Raw genomic sequence first — 16,541 nt, forward strand, 5'->3', positions numbered from 1 at the left:
GGAGGATACTGATGATGGAGAATCAATTGTCAGAAGAAAACTACAAAGTAGTTGTCAATGCTGAGGAGCAATATGCGTTATGGCCTGTGCACCTGCATAATCCATCGGGCTGGAGTAATGCTGGCAAGAACGGAACGAAAGAAGAATGCTTAGCTTATGTGAAGGAAGTATGGATTGACTTGACGCCGCTAAGCTTACGTCAAGCATGAGATCTGTCCCAGCTATATTTGCAGTTCGTATGGATAATTGTTCGGTTCAAGTGAACCTTGAGCGAATTGCACGCTGGTCTGCTCTTGTGCCAGTTGAACGAGCGCTTCGGATTGCACGGTTTCGGCATTGGGAGGATCAATGGCGATCGCTCGCCGGCGATATGTTGTTGAGTTTTATTCTGCGAGAGAAATACAGACTGCCTAGTCATCGGATGATATTTACTCAAAGCGCATATGGCAAGCCAAAATTGAGTGGGAATGACGTTCATTTTAACGTCTCTCATTCTGGTGTATGGGCGGTCGCAGCTTTCCACTCGGAGGCGATTGGCATCGATATTGAGCAGATAGCCATAGTGGATATGGAGCTTGCACGTTCGATATTCCTAAGCAACGAATATGAAGCATTATGTAGCCAGCCGGCTTATGAACGCGATCGTATGTTTTATATGATTTGGACTGCCAAAGAAAGCTACATCAAAGCTATAGGCAAGGGATTGTCAATACCTTTAGACTCGTTTAGCGTAGCTGGAACGCTTGGCAACGTTAGAAATAAACCTTCCGAGGTCGTAACTGAGTTTGGATCAACTGCATATTCAACTAACTGGCATTTGCGTCAATTTGAGCTGGATCCTGACTATATGCTAACGGTTTGCTCAACGTCGACGAATTGGCCAACCCGCTTGTTGGTATTAGATGCTACGCAACTGAACTAAATCATAAGTGCATGGGAGACTGTCGACTCTTTGGAGGCCGACAGTTTCTAAGTGCACGACTAAGACAATAATTTGAAATGTGGAAAATCTTTATAACGGTGTCGAGGGAAATAACATACCTTGTACTTACCGAAAGATAACGTCCATGCCTTTTGGAATGTTACTGAATAAAATGTGTGTTGCTAGTCGATTTGTATTTTGAAGTTAACTGTTTCAAAAGATATTAACAATAATGGAGGTATACTTATGGATTTAATTCGCAGACATTTATGGATCGCTTTTCTTTTACTAGGAATTGTAGGTTTCTTAGTTGTGTGGTTAGGAATTCCTCGTGAGCCGGAAATTGAGAAGCTCTGGCACTTGTTTGTTAAGTTGGCCAGTTATGGGTGTATTCTAGGTTGCATTGCATTTTTTCCAAACAAACTAAAATACGGTCATCTGTTGGTCTATGCACCGTTCATAGTTTTCTTGGGTTACTTAATTCCTAGAGTCAGTTTCTTCGGCGTAACAGGAAATGTTATAGTGACGAACTTCGAAACTGTTGGGGAATGGTATACGCTACTGTATTTGTTGGTCGTTCAAATGATCAACTTTTCCGTTGCCTTTGCATACCGAATGGGTGGAGGCACACCTGGAAAGACAATCAAAATTTCATTACTGGCGACCATCACACTATTCTCCGGATTTCTTGACTTAGCGTTCTATACGATTAATCCAGTGGAAATTCCAGAAGGCGGGTTGATTTATGCTCATCATATTATCGTATTTCTAGGATCCGCACCTTCTTATAATGAGACGATTTTGTTCGCAATTGCTCATATTCCGTTATTCCTATTAGTTGTATTTGCACCTCTAGATAAGTGGTTCGGCCAGATTTCCAATCGGGTGCAAAGTAAAGGTAAACAGGTAACAACGCCAGTAGTTAATTCCTAATTCCATGGAAGAAGAGACTATTGTCTTAACAGGTAAAGTAGGGCGTATAGCCGCCGTTATATCAATTTTCCGGAAACTGGTAAATAGGCCAGGGAGTACACTTTTTCTCCGGAATTTTAGCGTCACCTTCATCTTCAAGACATTATCTCTTTTACTGACGCTAGTCGTATATGTCATAAGTATTCGTGAGCTAGGTGTTATTACATGGGGGCAAATTGCGCTTATCGGTAGTGTTGCTAATATTATGCTAATTCCGCTGACCTTTGGCCTGCACAATGGTGTTATTAAGTATGTACCTGTTTCATCTGCGGATGAAACTAGGGAAATAATGGGAACAGCACTCATTGCTAACTTAGTGCCGTCATCCATTCTTACCTTACTGCTTGTTATCGCAGGACCGACTGTGGAGATCTGGTTTGGTTTCCCGCTTCAAAATTGGATAGCTACTGTTGCACTCGCTATGAGCATTAATATGTACATCTTGACCGAATCCTTTCTACGTGGGCAGCAGATGTTTTTCCGCCTGGGTATGTATAAACTACTCGGTTCTGTTGTGTTTCTAGGAGGGACTTTGTTTGGGATGTATGTATTAGGAGTTAAGTCCATGTCTAGCTATATGATTCCATTAATCGCACAAAATGTGTTCTTCTTTGTTAGTGCACTTGTGAAGAGTGGTCTAATTCCACTTCATTTTTCTTTAAAAACATTGAAAAAGCTTTTTTCCTACGGATTGCTCGTTATGCTGTCCTGGCTAATGTCAGCTTTGCTTTTTACGAGTGATTTATTTCTTGTAGCTCATTTTGGTGCTCAGTATGATCTCGGCGTGTATTCTGTCTATCAGAATACAATTCGAAATCTCTGTACGATACTGTTCCACGATGTATTCGCTGTCGTGTTTATGCCTATGGTAGCAGCAATGAACAGGCGAAAAGTTGATCGAATGATTATGAAATTTTCAATTCCAATTTTTATTGTAGTATGGCTTGGTGCGGCTATCGTGACGACTGTGCTTATTCTACTATATGGTAAGTCAATACCACTAGATTGGCTATATGTTTGCTTAACATCTGCTGGTATTGCAATGAATATGTTGTACCTTTTGATTAGCACGGTGATCTCACTAGATGGAGTCAAAGCAGCGAAATGGATTTTCACCGCACTCATTATTCCTATACCAGCAATGCTCTATCTTCAATATTTGTTTGTCAAACAATGGGGAATGATAGGTGGAATGAGCGCAGTTATTTTATTGAACGTATGTTTGGTCATCGTTCTTCGAATAACAGTACGGTATTTCTACCAGATCCAATCGGCTTCTAAGGAAGGAGATGTGTCCTTTTGATTAAGTATAGTGTAGTAATTCCAACCTATAATAATATGGTGTTGCTCAACAATACGCTGGAATCCCTTAACGACCAGCTTGATTTTGAGAATAATCAATATGAAGTTATCGTCGTAGATGACGGTTCAAGCGAAAACACATTGAATGCGATACAAGACACACCGAGAACTTATTCTTTTCAGTACATCTATCTGGAACGTACAACCGATTCCTGTCGAGCACGTGTGCGTAACATTGGGTGGAGAAAGGCTCAAGGTGTATTTGTTGTTTTTCTTGATGCAGATATGGTTGTCAACCGGAATTACTTGAGCGAGCTTAGCCGTTATGTTGACCAACATTCCGATCTAATTGTGATTTCCTACCGTTATATGTTGAAAGAACCGATTGCATTCGAGGATATCAAGTTAGGACGAATATTTGAAAAGAACTACCGAACACTAGATTATTTCGAAGCTCGTCACTTCGACAGCCAACAACATTCATTTAATCTTGCTACGCTCAAGCATCCCTGGCACTGCGTATATTCTTGCAATATGGCTCTTTCAAAAGAGAAACTAGAGTTGCTAGGTGGATTCGACGAAAGATACAAAGGTTGGGGAATGGAAGATACCGATATTGGATATCGATGCTATCGACTCGGGATGAGCATTGTTTCCCACCTAGGTATTGAGGCTTTGCATCAGTATCATGGAGAAGCGTTTGGCGATATAAAAAATCAACAGAAGATGTATGAGTGGGATAAAAACATTACACTTATGTACGAGATTCACCCTTATCTACACAAGGAGCTTCCTCGGTGGCGAATCAACTTCGCCTATTTTGCCCGCCGTGTTCCCAAATTGCTTATGCGGTCCGAACGTAATCGATTTGAATATCGATTTGACGTTCGACAAGAAGAAGAAATACCGGACTTAAAAGTTCAAATTATCGAGCTCTCAACTAAACCCGGGAACTTGATCGTCATATGGGATGAAGTTGAATCAGTGGACCTTCATTTATGGATTCAATTATTAGGATACACGCAGAGCGAAATCCGGTATTTTCCGAAATCATACATGCTTGAACAAGCGGAAATTCGTCAGTTCTTCAATAAGGTATTTCCATTAAAGAAAATTATCGTACTTAGCTACATGTGTCTGAAGTTGATTGGCAAAAAATTCTTCCGCTGGGCTACTGGGTTTCGGTTGCAACTGTCAAAGAAGTAAGCTTGATTTTCTATGTTCCTCACTAATAGGATGGAGGTGAGACGATAGGTGGAACTGGGCAAGGATGCCATCCAGTTGGAAAAAAGGCCTGATTTATATGAAGTAGCTATATTATTGTTTAAACAGCTTCGGCCTCGCCAGTGGAGTAAGAATCTGCTCGTTTTTGGAGCGTTAGTATTTTCCGTCGAAAAAATGAATATAGACGGCATATTAGCAAGTCTGATCGCGTTTCTTTTATATTGTTTAGTATCAGGTTGTGTATATATTCTGAACGATTATGTGGATATAGAGGCTGATCGCCAGCACCCTGACAAAGTAAAACGTCCGATGGCTTCAGGACGGCTTAATCCAACAACAGCTCTCGTTTTTGGAGGGTTTTTACTAATTATTTCGCTTACATTAGCATTGTATCAGGATATGTTGTTTGGATGTTTGCTTACTGCCTATTTCATTATGAATGTATCTTATTCACTTAAACTGAAGGATTTCGTTATCTTGGATATCATGATTATTGCTTGCGGATTTGGAATGAGAGCTTTAGGCGGAGGTCTTGTAATTAATGCGAGTTTTACATCATGGTTTTTGATGTGTGTTTTTTTTGTATCCCTATTTCTAGCAATCGGAAAGCGCAGACATGAGTTACTCCTACTAGAGCACGACAAAGGCTCCCATCGCAAGGTTTTAATTAACTATTCCGAGCCTTTGCTTAATCAATTATCTGGTATAGTAACGACCATGACGATCATGTCCTACTCGCTATATACTTTTGTATCTGACCAATCTATCTACTTAATGTGGACAATACCCGTTGTAATCTACGGAATGTTTAGGTATCTATACTTGGTTCATGTGTTAGGTAAGGGTGGGAAACCGGAAGAATTATTATATGAAGATAAAGGAATACTTGCTTCCATTTTGCTGTTCGGCATTTCAGTAGTGCTAATTCTAAATATTTAAAGTGTACTCAACCCAGAATGGTGGACTCTTAACAACAGTGGATCTATTTAGGAAGCCATTGAAATAGTCAAAAACTTATAAAAAGGGTAGCCATCTTCATGTATAAGAGGGTGGCTACCCTATTTAGGGGGATAATAAACTAGGTTGAATAGAACCTATTTCAGAAGAATGCATACATTAGGATAAACGACTAAAGGAAGTGATATCAATGAACAAAGACGCTCAAATTGAAGAAGCTAGAAATACACTAATAGGTAGATTATTTACATTAGGTGGGTCAGCTCTATTCTTAATTGGTTCTCTAATTATTGCAATCCTTGGGTATCAATCGTATATAAGTTTACTAGATCCAATCAACTGAACAAAAACACTCATTCACTCAAAGTAAGTTAGAAATACTTATCTAGAGTTTAACATGTGACAAATAGTGGAAAGACCTCCTTAGCGGAGGTCTTTCCACTATTTGCTTCTGATTCATTATTGTTGTATCTTAAAATATAATGCTTTGTTCATTCAACATGATGACGAGTTACTCATAAGGAGTTGGTATTTTTTGTTAAAAATTAATCATTTTATTAAATTATGTATCGCTGTGTTTATGATATTGGCAATCGTGTATGTGGGTACGCTTGTTGATTTTGTATTTAAGCCGATTTTATCGCTGGTAACTAACATAACGATACCATTAATGTTATCAGTATTTTTCTATTATTTGCTTCTTCCACTAGTTAATTGGATGGAAAAGAAGAAAATCAACCGTGCTATAGCAATTCTCCTAATATATTTATTTATAGCCATTCTATTAATTGGCTTCTTTATTGTCATTTGGCCAACATTCCGTACACAAATGCTTAACTTGTTTAATAATGCTCCTAACTTGTTAAACGCCTTAAACGAACAATTGAAAGAGATTGAGGAGAGCGGTTTCTTATCCGATTTTTTCCCAGCAGATGTAAGCCCTTTGACACAGATCACCAATTATGTGAATAAAGGTTTTATGATATTGACGAATTACATAACGAGTCTGTTTTCAGTTATTTCTAATGTAGCGATCGTCTTGTTTATTTTCCCTGTTATTCTTTTCTATATGTTGAAAGAGAGCGGAGGGTTTTCAAAAAAACTGGTCAAGTTTACACCGAAAAGATTTCATGAGGAAGCTACAGAAGTCGTAACAGACATCAATCAGTCGCTCAGTAATTTTATCGTGAGCAGAGTACTTATTAATCTAGCACTTGGTGTTCTGATGTACATTGGATTTCTTATCATTGATCTACCGTATGCACTTTTACTTACTGCCGTAGCAGTTATTATGAATTTCATTCCGTTTATCGGTGCTATCTTATCAGCCATTCCAATCATTATCATAGGATTCATTGAATCACCGTCCACCGCGATTTGGTCTCTAGTTATCATTTTAGTCGCACAACAAATTCAAGATAATCTTATCGCGCCTTATATTTTGGGAAAACAATTGGATATCCATCCAATAACAACGATAATAATCGTCTTGATCGGAGGAGATTTGGCTGGAATCTTAGGAATGTTATTAATCATACCTGTTTATATGACTATCAAAATCATTGTGATCAAAGTATATGAATTGTTCATCAAGCAGAAATGGGAAAATGCATAATTAAATTAACTATTTCGATCGTACATGGGGAATGTCCTTATGTACGATTTTTTTAGTTTATCATCGATGTAATATAACGGATTGTCCTATTGGACCTCGATTTTCCATTTTCAACCAAACGACTAAGTTTTTTATATTATAATCTAAATTTCTTCAGGTTAAATATTATCAATTTCTCTGATAAAGTAAGATTGTAATCGCTTTCAAATATAATTTGAGAGGAAGTGTAAACAAAGTCCAGCTACGGACTGCACCGCATCATAGTTAGACTAACCGTAATTTAACTAAAAGGAGGAAAGCCAAATGAAACAAAAAAGAATGAGGTTATTATTAACACTTTTCATTTGTTTTGTGCTTACAATCCCTGCAGTAATCGTACAGGCGGCAACAACGATAAACTCAAATCAAACTGGTACCCAAGACGGCTACGACTATGAGCTGTGGAAGGATTCTGGGACAACAAGTATGACCCTCAATAGTGGTGGTGCGTTCAGTGCCCAATGGAGTAACATAGGCAATGCGTTATTCCGCAAAGGTAAGAAATTCGATTCGACTAAGACACACTCACAACTTGGAAATATATCAATAAACTACAGTGCAACTTTCAATCCTGGCGGCAATTCCTACTTGTGCGTCTATGGGTGGACGAAGGATCCGCTCGTAGAATATTATATCGTTGATAGCTGGGGTACTTATCGTCCTACTGGAACGAAAAAGGGCACTATTACCGTTGATGGGGGAACATATGACATTTATGAGACCACTAGAACCAATCAACCTTCTATTATCGGCACTGCAACTTTTAAACAGTATTGGAGTGTCCGGACGTCGCAACGCACGAGCGGAACCATTTCTGTTAGCGAACACTTTAAAAAGTGGGAGAGCTTAGGTATGCCAATGGGTAAGATGTATGAAGTCGCACTTACGGTAGAGGGCTATCAAAGCAATGGAAGTGCTAATGTAACTAGTAACACACTTACTATCGGTGGCAGCACTGGTGGCGGTACGACACCAACTACTCCTCCAAGCTCTGGTACAAAGAAGGAAGCGGAGAGTATGACGAAAAGTGGGCAATACACAGGAAATATTAGCTCTCCGTTCACTGGAGTCGCTTTATACGCCAACAATGATTCGGTAAAGTATACACAAAATTTCACGACAGGTACCCATAACTTTTCACTTCGTGGTGCTTCGAATAACTCCAACATGGCAAAAGTCGACTTGAAGATCGGCGGACAGACGAAGGGCACCTTCTACTTTGGAGGCAGTAATCCAGCGGTCTATACAATAAACAATGTCAGTCATGGGACTGGAAATCAAGAGATTGAGCTCGTTGTTACATCCGACGACGGAACATGGGATGCTTACATTGATTATTTGGAGATCCAGTAACAATCCGAGAACGGTAATTCAATCGTTTTAGTTTTTCATTTGAATTATCACCAACTATTTAGAAGAAAAACCAACTTATTTTCCACGCTGGAATTTCTTACATTTTAATAAGAGGAGGTACTATATATGTTTAAATCAAAAATATTTAAAGTGGTAGCGGTTCTATCGCTCTTCGGAACGTTATTCTCCAATCCACTTATGCCTAACGCCATTGCTGCTGATGCTAACTGCCCGAACGGTTACGTGGGTCTGACTTTCGACGATGGTCCCAATGCAAGCAACACGACTAATCTACTCAATGCATTGAAGCAGGCAGGTTTGCGTGCAACCATGTTTAACTTGGGGCAAAACGCGCAAAATTATCCCTCATTAGTGCAGGCCCAAGTAGCTGCGGGGATGTGGGTAGGCAACCACTCCTATACTCATCCTCACATGACTACGTTGAGCAGCACGCAGATGTCTTCGGAAATCACACGGACACAGCAGGCGATCCAGTCGGCTACTGGAACCGCACCGAAGTTGTTCCGTCCGCCTTACGGCGAGACCAACGCTACCTTGAAGTCCATCGAGTCTCAGAACGGTCTTACTGAGGTCTTGTGGAACGTTGACTCTCAAGATTGGAATGGAGCTACTACCGCACAGATCGTAGCAGCAGTTGGCCAACTACAAAACGGAGACGTGATTCTTATGCACGACCAGTACCAGACTACGCTTCAAGCGATTCCACAGATCTCACAAAACCTCAAGAATCGCGGCCTATGCTCCGGGATGATTTCTACGAGCACTGGCAGAGCAGTTGCGCCTGATGGCGGAAGCGGTACGACTCCTCCAGGTACAGTAACAAAAGTGGAAGTTGAGAGTATGACCAAAGGCGGCCAGTACACGGGGAATATCAGTTCACCATTCTCAGGAGTTGCTTTATACGCTAACAATGATTTGGTGAAATATACACAAAATTTCACTACAAGTACCCATAATTTTTCACTCCGTGGTGCTTCTAATAATTCGAATATGGCCAAAGTCGACTTGAAGATCGGCGGACAAACGAAGGGCACTTTTTACTTCGGGGGGAGTAATCCAGCAGTCTATACCATAAACAATGTCAGTCATGGAACTGGAAATCAAGAGATCCAGCTTGTAGTAACAACCGATAATGGAACTTGGGATGCTTATATTGATTATTTGGAGATCCAATAAAACACTGAAAAAGGTACACGATGACTAATCCTCGTCAATAAGACTGGGATAAAAATCCGTCTAAAAATCAGTTGCCGAACAATAATCGGTGACTGGTTTTTTAGTTTCTTGTCAATCGAGTATATTCCTTTAATTGTACTCATAAATTTTATTGATAAGGAGGGTAATTAATGGATGATGAGCGTAAGGTTAATGAAAACAGTAAAAATGAACAGCTTGAATCATTTCGAGTGGATGATGAAGGCAAGTTCCTTACTACGAACCAGGGATTAAAGGTATCTGAAGATGAATTCTCATTAAAAGCTGGTGAACGCGGTCCTACACTATTGGAAGATTTTCATTTCCGTGAAAAAATAACACATTTTGACCATGAACGTATACCTGAAAGAGTTGTTCATGCACGTGGTTTTGCTGCACATGGAGTGTTCGAATTATACGAAGATATGAAAGATTTTACTAGAGCTAAATTTTTGCAGGATACAGCTGCAAAAACACCAGTTTTTGTTCGTTTTTCTACAGTGAATGGGGCACGAGGCTCTTCTGATACGGCTCGAGATGCGAGAGGATTTGCTACGAAATTTTACACAGAAGAAGGAAATTATGATTTAGTTGGTAATAATATTCCAGTATTTTTCATTCAAGATGCGATTAAGTTTCCAGATCTTGTTCACTCCTTTAAACCTGAGCCTGATAATGATATTCCTCAAGCTTCCACAGCGCATGATACCTTCTGGGACTTCGTAGCGAACAACCAGGAATCTGCACATATGATTATGTGGATTATGTCAGACCGAGCGATTCCAAGAAGTTTCCGTATGATGGAAGGATTCGGTGTACATACGTTCAGATTAGTGAATGATCAAGGAAAAGCACATTTTGTAAAATTTCATTGGAAGCCTTTATTAGGAGTACATTCACTAATATGGGATGAGTCCCATACTCTCGCAGGAATCGATCCAGATTTTCACCGTAATGATCTATGGCATGCCATTGAGAACGGTTTCTACCCAGAATACGAATTAGGGGTCCAAATTCTTGATGAAAAAGATGAATTTAACCTTGGTTTTGATATATTGGATGCAACAAAACTATGGCCAGAGGAAGTAGTGCCCGTACAAATTATAGGTAAGATGACATTAAACCGTAATGTAGATAATTTCTTTACGGAAACCGAGCAAGTTGCTTTCCATCTAGGAAATGTTGTACCAGGAATCGATTTTACGAATGATCCATTACTACAAGGTCGATTATTTTCATATTTGGATACACAGTTAATCCGTCTTGGCGGTCCTAATTTTCATGAAATACCAATCAATAGACCTGTTGTGCCTTTCCATAATAATCAGCGTGAAGGATATCACCGTCAAACGATTAATTTGGGAAAAGTGAGTTATCATCGAAATTCTTTAGCAGGAAATACTCCCAAACCTGCTAGTCCAGCTGAAGGTGGATATGAAACTTATCAAGAAAAAGTAGAAGGTAGAAAAATTCGTGCGAGAAGTGATAGCTTTAATGATCATTTTTCTCAAGCAACACTATTTTGGAATAGTATGAGTCCAACTGAAAAAAAACATATCGTTGATGCTTTCAGCTTTGAGCTTTCTAATGTTAAGAGTGAATCTGTAAGACAACAAGTTGTCGATATGTTTGCGAACGTGAGTTTAGAATTAACTAACTCATTTGCCCAATTTGTAGGAGCAAATCCTCCAACTTCAGGAGGTTCAAATGTTACGCAGTCTTCACCAGCACTTAGCATGGAGCATACTATCAACAGTCCAAAGACACTTACAGTCGCAGTTATTGTTACAGAAGGATTTAACGGGCCAAATCTTAAATATGTATTGAACCGTTTGACAGCTGAAGGGATCATGCCAAAAATAATAAGTGAAAAGATAGGTGTGGTTGAAGGAACCAATGGAATAACTTTAAAAGCTGAATATACATTTTTAACAGCAAAGTCAGTGCAATTTGACTCCGTTTATCTAGTAAGTGCTAGTAATGATAGTCAGAAGTTTAATCAACAAGCTGCTAATTTTATTGATCAAGCATATGCTCATTATAAACCGATTGGTGCAAGTGCTGGGGTGAAAAACTGGATGCAAACAAACAATTTAGCTGGTAAGCCTGGAGTAGTCATAGAAGATGATATGGTACAATTTACAAACGATTTTATAACTGCTATATCAAAACAGCGTTTTTGGAAAAGAAATATAATTTAGTGAAGGATATGTGTTAATAAAATTAATGAATGATTTGTTTAAGTTAGATAGTTGTTATATTATTGAAATGAGTCCGTCATGTAACGGGCTTATTTCAATTTCCACCTTTATCCGCTTGGCATACATTAAGAGAAGTTAATGAAAACGCTGGTTTCGCCACACAATAAAGGTTATACTATTTCTGAACAAAATATTGCAAGTTCAAGATGATCAATCGATCGATTAAATATTACGAAACAGAACAGGTGAATACTTGATGCATAATAATGAACTTTTGAATAATTGGTTGTCTCTATCAGATATCCAAACAAGCATTAATAATAAATTAGAGACTGCGTTACAAGATAAATATAGCTTATCCTTAAAAGAATTTTATGTTCTTTATTTTTTATCTCAAACTAGTGAAAAAAAATTAAGACTGCAGCAATTACAAGAAATGGTAGGTCTAAGTCAAAGTGCAATATCGAGACTAGTAGGTAGAATGGAAGCCAAAAATTGTGGTGCCTTGCAGCGAAGTATTTGTGAAGATGATCGGAGAGGTATTTATACACGCTTAACAGAGTTAGGCGAGAATAAATGTAAAATGGCGTTAGTTACTGTTAACGAAATTTTACAAGAGGTTCAATTACAGGAGGGACTCCAAAAAGAACTCCTAACGCTAATTCAACAACTTCAAATTACAGAATAAGTCATTTCACAGTGAAACAACGCGGAGTATACCACCGGGTTGTTTTTTATTTGACAAATAAAAAATCATCGTGTTACTATAAATGCATGCGCAAGCATATAAAATAAAATTTAAAGGAGTTTTTACGATGATTAATTTATTTACCCCATACAAGTTTAAAGGCATGGAGTTGAAAAACCGTATTATTATGCCACCTATGTGCCAATACTCGGTCGAAAAAAAAGACGGAGTTGCGACGGAATGGCATTATTTGCACTATGTTAGTCGAGCAGTTGGTGGGACTGGTATGATAATAATTGAAATGACTGATGTAGAACCGGATGGCCGAATCTCTGATTATGATCTTGGAATATGGTCTGATGAACAAATTCAACCTCTAAAAAGAATAGTAGACGCATGTCACGCATACGGTGCCAAGGTTGGAATTCAAATCGCTCATGCTGGACGTAAAGCTGAAGATGCAGTTGTTCCTGTAGCTCCTTCTGCAATTCCTTTTGATGAGAAGTCAAAAACACCAAGAGCACTTTCAACCGATGAAGTAAAAGGATTAGTAGAGAAGTTCCGTAGTGCAGCGAGAAGAGCTGTTGAAGCTGGATTTGATACGATTGAAATTCACGGTGCACATGGTTATTTGATCCATCAATTCCATTCACCACTTACAAATAAAAGGCAGGATGAATATGGTAAAGATCTTACCAAATTTGGCAAGGAAATTATTCAAGCAGTCAAATCAGAAATGCCTGAAGATATGCCTCTCATTATGCGTATTTCTGCAAAAGAGTATGTAGAAGGTGGCTATGGTATCAATGAAAGTATTCAGTTCTCTCGCGTATACAAAGATGCTGGAGTAGACATGTTCGATGTTTCGTCTGGTGGAGAAGGCCAAATCGCAGCGTGGGGCAGACCAGGGACACATGCAGCCTATCAAGTTCCTTTAGCTAAAGAAATCAGAAATGCGCTTGATGTTCCTGTAATTGCAGTCGGAAGACTTGACGATGCTATTCTCGCTAACGCTGTTATTGGTAATGAAGATGCTGATCTAGTTGCGGTAGGCAGAGGTATGCTGAGAAATCCATACTGGTCATTAGAAGCTGCAAAACAATTAAGAATAGAAACTACTGTACCGAAACAATACTCATTTGGTTTTTAAGGGAAAAGAAATTAGTATGAACTTAATCCGAAAAGTATATTAATAATATTGCTAACATAACAATCCGCGCCTAGCGCGGTTTTTTATTTTAAAGATATTTCGGTCATTTTTGGATATAAGTGATTAAAATATCAATACCCTATACTTCAGAAGATGGCAGCCATTTTACGAGTAGGATATATAGCCGTGCATACGAATATTCAGGTAAAGCAAATCGTGAGGATTATTTTATGGAAAGTAAAAAGTGTTTTGGTGTAGTTGGACAATTTCCAGCGATTACTCAAGTTTTATTGGGAACTACTTGGACGAATGCGCAGATTTTGGAGATACTTGAGTTCTATTATCTACAAGCGGAGAAAAAGTCTGAACAAACGCTAAAGGAACTGATACCATTACTTTGTAAATGAGTAGTTAATTGATGATTTTTCCCGATGTGTTGAACAAATAGTATTGTACATGATGAGGTTTGTGATGTCGTAATTTATATTAGAATTAATCGTATGTCTTTGCCTATCCTTTATTGCTAGTGAAGAAGTAGCGACCAAACTATAGAATGCTGTAAGTCCAATTCAAGCAAAGTATTGTTCATCTTAAAAAAGGTGCTACACTCATTAGCGCCTTTTTTGTGTTTATCGAGTGAATGTTAACGGTTAATGTACATCAGGCTTCCTAACAAAGAAAGTTATGGACTGCTTAATAAGTATATTTATGGATGTAACAATTCAATCCAAAGGCTGCTATACTAGCGAAAATAAATCAATATTATAGGAGTGGTTGAGAATGGATAGTGTTCGTTACAAGATAAGAGAAGTATTAGATAAGGACATCATTGATGCTTTTCTAAGGAAGGCGAGAATTGGTAACCTCGGCATGGTTGATGGGAAATTGCCCTATGTTGTTCCGCTCAATTTTGTATGGGTAAACGGGAAAATTTATTTTCATGGAGCATCAGGTGGGAGACGTAATCAAGTTATGAGCGAGAATAATGAGGTTTGTTTTACGGTTTGTGAAGAATATGGAACGATTACTGATCCAGTACCAGCTAAGACCGACACTGCATATATGAGTGTTATCATTTTCGGAAAATCCGAGCCCATCAACGATTTGGATGAAGCTACATATATGTTGCAGGAAATGTTCCTAAAATATGTGCCTGGTTATTATGACCGTCCGTTGTCCAAGCAACATGTAGACAAATATAGATCATCTATATTCAATTCCCCTGTTCAAGTATACCGAGTTGATCCCTATCATATAACAGCGAAGGGAAATCCGATTGAGGTAGAAAAAATGTACAAAGAGAAGAAACAGGTTAATGAATAATTGTATGAGCTTTGTGTCGTTTGGAAGTTGGTAATAGAAAGAAGGAAGTAGGAACATGAGTCACTTAGTAGAAGAGAAACTTAGATACGTACGGAGGGAGATGCTTGAATTATAACAGCATCTCCGCAAGACGATAAATACCTGTTTCTATTGATTTCTCATCAACTTTAGCGAACCCTAGCACCCATCCTTTTCGATCGCTTTCCAAACAATACGTACTAAGCGGATAAACCCGAACTCCTTTTTCTAGTGCTAAGTTTGTTGTCGTTTCTTCATCAAATGAGCAAGCGTCAATTGCTCCATAATTGGAAGATGACGATACGTTAATTCATGGACATGGGCAAGCTGGCTAATGGCAGTTGTTGGTCCAACAATCGCAGATATACGAATACCAGGCGCAATCATCTTGGAAAAACTCATCATATACAATGTGTTTTGTGGTTGTTGACTATATAAAGTTGGAAGGGGGCCTCCTCGATATCGAAATTCACTATCATAATCGTCCTCCACAATCCAAAATTGTTGCTCTGCAGCCATATGTAGTAATTGCTGCTTACGGGGTTCTGACATGATAACCCCAACTGCACACTGATGTGATGGCGTAACATAAACAAGCTTTGATTGAGGGTGAATGCAGTCAACTTGTATCCCGTAATCATCAACGGGGACTGGAACAACATTCATTCGACGAAATTTCATCGCCATCCATGCGGCAGGGAATCCAGGATCTTCTACAGAAACTGTTTCGCCTTCGTTCAAAAGCGCCTGGGCGATTAAATCAAGGCTATGTTGTGCTCCTGAAGTTACTATGATTTGATCAATATTAACGTATATTCCACGTTCAAGTGACAAATAACGTTGAATTTGTTCACGCAGCGGCACGAAACCATAAGCATTGCCGTAAGCCCAGCTGGTTAAATCTGTTTCTTTGGACGCTTGTAAAAATGAATGTCTCCAGTTTGTTTGAAATTGTTGGTCCAAATAGGGCTCATGCGGTGTGAAATCAATCTCTACTTCACGGTGTTCTTTGCCTCTGAACCAGCTTTGTAAATGGCTGACTGCATCGTTTAAGTGAGGTAATTCTGGGGTAATAGGACCTCGAGGGTTAACATTCTCTATAAAATTAGTTTTAGAAGTCCAGTCACTTATCCTTGTTCCACCACGCCTTGATGTAACTGTGTAACCACGACTGAATAACTCCTCATAAACAATCTGAATCGTTGAGCGGGAAACACCAACCAATTGCGCAAGTTCGCGAGAAGGTAGTAGTAATTCGCCAGGAAGCCATATACCGGTTGTAATATTATGAATAGCCTGGTCTAGTAGTTGTTGCCATATGGGGCGTTCGTCCTCACGATTTACTATTAGCACTCGTTTCACCTCTAATTGTATTCTCATTATAAATAAGGATTGTTAAATAGCATTATATATCAATACTATATAACAATCCATTAATCGAAATACGATTATAGTATCATTTAACCAAGCAATGTGATAATGAGTGTTACAAAATATTGAATATATTGGATTTTGAAAGATTGGCATATATATGTTAACATAATTTACTAATAACATACCTA

General features: G+C 38.8%; 15 protein-coding genes and 1 pseudogene. 15 read left to right on the forward strand and 1 reads right to left on the reverse strand.

Annotation, left to right across the window (positions count from 1 at the left end; genetic code table 11):
* The first annotated feature begins 11 nt into the window (after positions 1–11).
* The 15 genes from NV377_RS04115 to NV377_RS04185 all read left to right on the forward strand — a co-directional run bounded on the left by NV377_RS04115 (position 12) and on the right by NV377_RS04185 (position 14,961).
* A complete protein-coding gene (locus NV377_RS04115; protein ID WP_258199888.1) occupies positions 12–209 on the forward strand; it encodes an MbtH family protein in 198 nt (65 codons plus the stop codon).
* Entirely contained in the window at positions 206–922 is a 717-nt protein-coding gene (locus NV377_RS04120) for a 4'-phosphopantetheinyl transferase family protein (RefSeq protein WP_258199889.1), read from the forward strand. The genes NV377_RS04115 and NV377_RS04120 overlap by 4 nt, the downstream gene beginning before the upstream one ends.
* 246 nt (positions 923–1,168) lie before the next feature.
* The gene (locus NV377_RS04125; RefSeq protein ID WP_258199890.1) at positions 1,169–1,855 is read left to right on the forward strand and encodes a hypothetical protein; all 687 of its coding nucleotides are present in this window, start codon (positions 1,169–1,171) and stop codon (positions 1,853–1,855) included.
* A 4-nt stretch (positions 1,856–1,859) separates the two neighbouring features.
* Positions 1,860–3,197 carry an oligosaccharide flippase family protein gene (locus tag NV377_RS04130; protein ID WP_258199891.1) on the forward strand — a complete coding sequence of 446 codons (1,338 nt, stop codon included), beginning with the start codon at positions 1,860–1,862 and terminating at the stop codon, positions 3,195–3,197.
* Positions 3,194–4,402, forward strand: coding sequence for a glycosyltransferase family 2 protein (locus NV377_RS04135; protein ID WP_258199892.1), 1,209 nt, complete (start codon positions 3,194–3,196; stop codon positions 4,400–4,402). Before NV377_RS04130 ends, NV377_RS04135 begins: the two co-directional genes overlap by 4 nt.
* Positions 4,403–4,456: 54 nt before the next feature.
* A complete protein-coding gene (locus NV377_RS04140) occupies positions 4,457–5,359 on the forward strand; it encodes a decaprenyl-phosphate phosphoribosyltransferase (RefSeq protein WP_258200364.1) in 903 nt (300 codons plus the stop codon).
* Between the two features lie 208 nt (positions 5,360–5,567).
* A complete protein-coding gene (locus NV377_RS04145) occupies positions 5,568–5,720 on the forward strand; it encodes a hypothetical protein (protein ID WP_258199893.1) in 153 nt (50 codons plus the stop codon).
* A 192-nt stretch (positions 5,721–5,912) separates the two neighbouring features.
* On the forward strand, positions 5,913–6,992 hold the full coding sequence (locus NV377_RS04150) for an AI-2E family transporter (protein ID WP_258199894.1): 1,080 nt from the start codon (positions 5,913–5,915) through the stop codon (positions 6,990–6,992).
* A gap of 303 nt (positions 6,993–7,295) precedes the next feature.
* On the forward strand, positions 7,296–8,384 hold the full coding sequence (locus NV377_RS04155; protein ID WP_258199895.1) for a glycoside hydrolase family 11 protein: 1,089 nt from the start codon (positions 7,296–7,298) through the stop codon (positions 8,382–8,384).
* Positions 8,385–8,510: 126 nt separating this feature from the next.
* Complete coding sequence (locus tag NV377_RS04160; protein ID WP_258199896.1) at positions 8,511–9,581, forward strand: polysaccharide deacetylase family protein; 1,071 nt, start codon at positions 8,511–8,513, stop codon at positions 9,579–9,581.
* 170 nt (positions 9,582–9,751) lie between these two features.
* The gene (locus NV377_RS04165) at positions 9,752–11,800 is read left to right on the forward strand and encodes a catalase (protein ID WP_258199897.1); all 2,049 of its coding nucleotides are present in this window, start codon (positions 9,752–9,754) and stop codon (positions 11,798–11,800) included.
* A gap of 256 nt (positions 11,801–12,056) precedes the next feature.
* The gene (locus NV377_RS04170; RefSeq protein ID WP_258199898.1) at positions 12,057–12,488 is read left to right on the forward strand and encodes a MarR family winged helix-turn-helix transcriptional regulator; all 432 of its coding nucleotides are present in this window, start codon (positions 12,057–12,059) and stop codon (positions 12,486–12,488) included.
* A gap of 127 nt (positions 12,489–12,615) precedes the next feature.
* Entirely contained in the window at positions 12,616–13,638 is a 1,023-nt protein-coding gene (locus tag NV377_RS04175) for an NADH:flavin oxidoreductase/NADH oxidase (protein WP_258199899.1), read from the forward strand.
* Positions 13,639–13,868: 230 nt separating this feature from the next.
* The gene (locus NV377_RS04180) at positions 13,869–14,045 is read left to right on the forward strand and encodes a hypothetical protein (protein WP_258199900.1); all 177 of its coding nucleotides are present in this window, start codon (positions 13,869–13,871) and stop codon (positions 14,043–14,045) included.
* A 373-nt stretch (positions 14,046–14,418) separates the two neighbouring features.
* Entirely contained in the window at positions 14,419–14,961 is a 543-nt protein-coding gene (locus NV377_RS04185) for a pyridoxamine 5'-phosphate oxidase family protein (protein WP_258199901.1), read from the forward strand.
* A 109-nt stretch (positions 14,962–15,070) separates the two neighbouring features.
* On the opposite strand, the pseudogene NV377_RS04190 reads toward NV377_RS04185, so the two are convergent.
* A pseudogene (locus NV377_RS04190) lies at positions 15,071–16,332 on the reverse strand (aminotransferase-like domain-containing protein).
* Positions 16,333–16,541: the final 209 nt, after the last annotated feature.

The organism is Paenibacillus endoradicis (assembly GCF_024721975.1).

Coding starts and splice junctions, on each gene's coding strand:
- NV377_RS04180 (WP_258199900.1), top strand. CDS start 13,869: ATGGAAAGTAAAAAGTGTTTTGGTGTAGTTGGACAATTTCCAGCGATT.
- NV377_RS04165 (WP_258199897.1), top strand. CDS start 9,752: ATGGATGATGAGCGTAAGGTTAATGAAAACAGTAAAAATGAACAGCTT.
- NV377_RS04145 (WP_258199893.1), top strand. CDS start 5,568: ATGAACAAAGACGCTCAAATTGAAGAAGCTAGAAATACACTAATAGGT.
- NV377_RS04170 (WP_258199898.1), top strand. CDS start 12,057: ATGCATAATAATGAACTTTTGAATAATTGGTTGTCTCTATCAGATATC.
- NV377_RS04175 (WP_258199899.1), top strand. CDS start 12,616: ATGATTAATTTATTTACCCCATACAAGTTTAAAGGCATGGAGTTGAAA.
- NV377_RS04125 (WP_258199890.1), top strand. CDS start 1,169: ATGGATTTAATTCGCAGACATTTATGGATCGCTTTTCTTTTACTAGGA.
- NV377_RS04120 (WP_258199889.1), top strand. CDS start 206: ATGAGATCTGTCCCAGCTATATTTGCAGTTCGTATGGATAATTGTTCG.
- NV377_RS04160 (WP_258199896.1), top strand. CDS start 8,511: ATGTTTAAATCAAAAATATTTAAAGTGGTAGCGGTTCTATCGCTCTTC.
- NV377_RS04155 (WP_258199895.1), top strand. CDS start 7,296: ATGAAACAAAAAAGAATGAGGTTATTATTAACACTTTTCATTTGTTTT.
- NV377_RS04115 (WP_258199888.1), top strand. CDS start 12: ATGATGGAGAATCAATTGTCAGAAGAAAACTACAAAGTAGTTGTCAAT.
- NV377_RS04185 (WP_258199901.1), top strand. CDS start 14,419: ATGGATAGTGTTCGTTACAAGATAAGAGAAGTATTAGATAAGGACATC.
- NV377_RS04130 (WP_258199891.1), top strand. CDS start 1,860: ATGGAAGAAGAGACTATTGTCTTAACAGGTAAAGTAGGGCGTATAGCC.